The sequence below is a fragment of the Noviherbaspirillum sp. ST9 genome, assembly GCF_048799745.1.
Taxonomy (GTDB): domain Bacteria; phylum Pseudomonadota; class Gammaproteobacteria; order Burkholderiales; family Burkholderiaceae_D; genus Noviherbaspirillum.
This window is the reverse complement of the sequence record NZ_JBLWFR010000228.1, coordinates 1-509: the sequence shown is the minus strand read 5'-3', so window position 1 is coordinate 509 and position 509 is coordinate 1. Positions and strand designations below refer to the sequence as shown.

Genomic DNA, 509 nt, shown 5'->3' with positions numbered 1-509 from the left:
GGAAGACTTCCAGGCCGTCGACATCGAGTCGATCGCCAAGCCGGTCACCAAGTGGGCCGTCACCGTGCGTGAGCCGGCGCTGGTGCCGCGCGTGTTCCAGCAGGCGTTCCACCTGATGCGCTCGGGTCGTCCGGGCCCGGTGCTGATCGACCTGCCGTTCGACGTGCAAGTCGCCGAGATTGAATTTGACCCCGCCACCTACAGCCCGCTGCCGGTCTACAAGCCCGCGGCCACGCGTGCCCAAGCCGAGCGCGCCATCGAGATGCTGTGCCAGGCCGAGCGCCCGCTGCTGGTGTGCGGCGGCGGCGTGATCAACGCTGATGCGGCCAAGCTGATGGTCGAGTTTGCCGAGCTGGTGAACGTGCCCGTCGTCCCGACCCTGATGGGCTGGGGCGTGCTCGCCGACGACCACCCGCTCAACGCCGGCATGGTCGGCCTGCAGACGTCGCACCGCTACGGCAACGCCACGCTGCTGGCGTCGGACTTCGTGTTCGGCATCGGCAACCGAT

At 68.6% G+C, this 509-nt stretch carries 1 pseudogene; it reads left to right on the top strand.

Annotated elements, in window-relative coordinates:
* A pseudogene (locus tag ACNOHI_RS25665) lies at positions 1-509 on the top strand (glyoxylate carboligase); the annotation flags it as partial.